The sequence below is a fragment of the Kineococcus indalonis genome (assembly GCF_009906395.1).
In the GTDB taxonomy this organism is placed as follows: Bacteria; Actinomycetota; Actinomycetes; order Actinomycetales; family Kineococcaceae; genus Kineococcus; species Kineococcus indalonis.
The window spans coordinates 1-3,271 of the sequence record NZ_JAAALM010000464.1 but is presented as its reverse complement, the minus strand read 5'-3'; the positions used below and the strand labels follow the sequence as shown (position 1 = coordinate 3,271).

The following is a 3,271-nucleotide window of genomic DNA, read 5'->3' as shown; positions in this document are numbered from 1 at the left end:
GTCCCCGGTCCCCGCGCCAGCGGACGGCGGGTGCAGGACCTCCACGCCGGCGGCACGGCGCCGACACGTCCGGCCCGCGCTCCTGACGGGCCCGGGCCGCCGGCGCGACTACGCTGCTGCCCGCGACCGCGCCGCGCGACGCACCGCCGGCCGCGCCCAGCCCGTCCCCGACCCGCCCGGAGGTCCGCCGGTGTCCAGCGAGTCCCACGACGCGTTCAACATCGTCGTGCGCGGTTACGACCGCGGTCAGGTCGACGCCCGGTTGCAGCACCTCGAGGAGGCCCTGCTCGAAGCGCGGGCCCGCGTGGAGGAGAGCGACGCCCGCGCCCTGCGCGTGGCCGCCGAGCTCAGCCAGGCCCAGAAGGAGCTGCGCGAGCACGACAAGCCCACCTACTCCGGCCTCGGCGCGCGCATGGAGAAGCTGCTGCGCCTGGCCGAGGACCAGTCCGGCGAGATCCTGCGCTCGGCCCGCCGCGACGCCGACCGGCTGCGCGAGGAGGCCCGGGCGGAGGCCCTGGAGACGCGCACCCGCGCCGACGAGGACGCCCGCCGCCGCACCGACGCCGCCACCCGCGACGCCGAGGAGATCGTCGTGAGCGCCCGCGCGGAGGCCGACGGCCTGCTGGACGGCGCCCGCCGCACCGCCGCCGAGACCACCGCCGCCGCCGAGCGCGAGGCGGCCAACCTGCGCGCCCAGGCCGAGCACGAGACGTCCGAGGCGATCGCCGCCGCCGAGCGCACCGCCGCCGCGCTGCGCGCGCAGGCCGAGCGCGAGACGCTGGAGCTGCGCACGGGCACCGAGGCCGCGGTGCGCGAGCAGGAGCTGGCCCTGGCCGCCGCGCGCGAGCGCGCCGCGGAGGAGGACCGCCAGCGCCTGGAGGTCGCCGCCGCCCGCACCGCCGCCCGCATCGCCGAGGCCGAGCAGCGCGCCGCCGAGGCCGAGGAGCGCGCCCAGCAGGCCGCCGAGGCCGCGGAGTCCATCCGCGCCGAGGCGCTGGCCCAGGCGGCGCTGCGCGCGGAGACGGCCCGCCGGGAGGCCGAGTCCCTGCTCACCGACGCGCGCAGCCGCTCCCAGCAGATGCTCGACACCGCCCGCGAGCAGGCCGAGCGCAGCCGCGCCTCGGCCCAGTCCGAGGTCGACGAGCTCATGCACCAGCGCGACGAGATCACCGAGCACCTGGACGACCTGCGCGGCCTGCTCGGCCTGGCCCCCGTCGTGCCGGGCCGCCCGGCCGGCGAGGGCGACGAGCACGGTGAGCCGGGTGAGCCGGGCGAGCCGGGTCAGGGCGACGGCGCCCGCGTGGTGGACCTCAGCGACGAGCGCAGCGCGGGCGAGCGCGCCACCGCCGTCGGCTGACGCCGCCGCAGCGGCCCGCGGGGCCGGCACCCCCGGGCGGGGTGCCGGCCCCGCGCGCTGCCGGGCGCGCCGTTCCGCGCGCTGCCGCTCCCCCTCAGGACGGCGGCCAGGTCGTGGGCAGCGGCGCCTTCGCCGGGTTGACGCGGGCGACGACCTCGTCGAGCACCCGGCGCACCGCGTTCTCCCCCACCCACAGGTGCTTGGCGCCCTGCACGCCGACGACCTCCGCCTGCGGCAGCGCGGCGAAGCGCTCGCGCGCCTGCTCCGGGCGCACGAAGTCGTCGAGCTCCGGCACCAGCGCCGTGACCGGCGTGCCCAGCTCCCCCCACGCGCGCAGGTCCTCCGGCGTGGACCAGCGCAGCGGCGGCGAGAGCAGCACCAGCCCCTCCACGAGCGGGTCGCGCCCGTGCACCAGCGCCAGGTCGGTGCCGAAGGACCACCCCAGCAGCCACACGTGCGGCAGCCCGCGGAACTCCACCAGCTCCAGCGCGGCCGCCACGTCGAAGCGCTCGGCGCCGCCGGCGTCGAAGACCCCCTCGCTGGTGCCGCGCGGGCTGGAGGTGCCGCGGGTGTTGAAGCGCAGCACGGCCAGGTCGGCCAGGGCGGGCAGGCGGTAGGAGGCCTTGCGCAGCACGTGGCTGTCCATGAACCCGCCGGCGGTGGGCAGCGGGTGCAGCGTCACCAGGGTCGCCGCGGGCTCGCGCTCGGCGGGCAGCGCCAGCTCCCCCACCAGCGTGAGGCCGTCGGCGGTGTGCAGCTCCACGTCCTCGCGGCGGGCGGGCAGCACGAGGTCCGCGCGCACCTCCACGGGACCGCCCGCCGCGCTCACCGCGCCAGCTCCTCGCGCAGCACGCCCAGCAGCGCGGCGACGTCGCCGCCGGTGGTGTCGAAGCTGGCGACGAAGCGCGCCTCCACCAGCCCGGGGGCGTGGTGGGGGTCCCACACGTGGAAGGGCGCGCGGGCGGCGGCGCGCTCGGCGACGTCGGCGGGCAGCGAGGCGAAGACGGCGTTGGCCCGCACCGGGCGCGTGGTGCGCACCCGGGAGCCCAGCTCCTCCACGCCGCGCGCCAGCAGGGCGGCCGCGGCGTTGGCGGCCGCGGCGTTGCGCAGCCACAGGTCGTCCTCGAAGAGGGCCAGCAGCTGCGCGGAGACGAAGCGCGCCTTGGAGACCAGCTGCAGGGACTGCTTGCGCAGCCGCTCCAGGCCGGGGGCCGCCTCCTCCGAGCGCACCACGACCACCTCGGCGAGGCCCCCGCCGTTCTTCGTGCCGCCCAGGGAGACGGCGTCCACGCCCAGGTGCGTGGTCAGCTCCCCCAGGCCCAGGCCGAGCGCGACGGCGGCGTTGGCCAGGCGGGCGCCGTCCACGTGCACGCGCACGCCCAGGCCGTGGGCCACGCCCACCAGCTCGCGCAGGTGCTGGGCGGAGTAGACGGTGCCCAGCTCGGTGCTCTGCGTCAGCGTCAGCGCCCCCACCGGTGCGGCCATGGGGCCCTGCGCGCGGCGCACCGCGCGCTCGAGGTCGGCCGGGTCCACCAGGCCGTCGTCGGTGGGCAGCGCGATCAGCTTGGTGCCGCCGACGTGCTCCAGGGCCCCGCCCTCGTCGTGCAGGACGTGCGCCTCCGTGGAGCACAGCACCGACTCCCAGCGCCGGGTCAGGGCCTGCAGGGCCACGACGTTGGCGCCGGTGCCGGTGAGCAGGACCGCCGAGCGCGAGCCGGGCCCGAAGTGCCCGCGCAGCACCTCCTGCAGGGCCGCGGTGTAGGGGTCGGTGCCGTAGCTGCCGACGTGCCCGCCGTTGGCGGCGACGAGGGCGGCGAGGACCTCGGGGTGCATGCCGGCGGCGTTGTCGCTGGCGAACCCGCGGGCGGCGGCGTCGTGCCGGGGGCGGGCGGCGGCGCCCGCCCCCGGCACGAC

3 protein-coding genes are annotated in these 3,271 nt (G+C 78.9%); 1 reads left to right on the top strand and 2 read right to left on the bottom strand.

Annotated elements, in window-relative coordinates; all coding sequences use genetic code 11:
• Positions 1-190: 190 nt before the first annotated feature.
• Complete coding sequence (locus GTR00_RS17515) at positions 191-1,357, top strand: coiled-coil domain-containing protein (protein WP_166612862.1); 1,167 nt, start codon at positions 191-193, stop codon at positions 1,355-1,357.
• A gap of 94 nt (positions 1,358-1,451) precedes the next feature.
• On the opposite strand, the gene GTR00_RS17510 is transcribed toward GTR00_RS17515, so the two are convergent.
• Together GTR00_RS17510 and GTR00_RS17505 are read right to left on the bottom strand one after the other, a co-directional pair.
• Positions 1,452-2,186 carry an alpha/beta hydrolase gene (locus GTR00_RS17510; RefSeq protein WP_166612861.1) on the bottom strand — a complete coding sequence of 245 codons (735 nt, stop codon included), beginning with the start codon at positions 2,184-2,186 and terminating at the stop codon, positions 1,452-1,454.
• On the bottom strand, positions 2,183-3,268 hold the full coding sequence (locus tag GTR00_RS17505; protein WP_166612863.1) for a threonine aldolase family protein: 1,086 nt from the start codon (positions 3,266-3,268) through the stop codon (positions 2,183-2,185). The genes GTR00_RS17510 and GTR00_RS17505 overlap by 4 nt, the downstream gene beginning before the upstream one ends.
• Positions 3,269-3,271 lie beyond the last annotated feature (3 nt).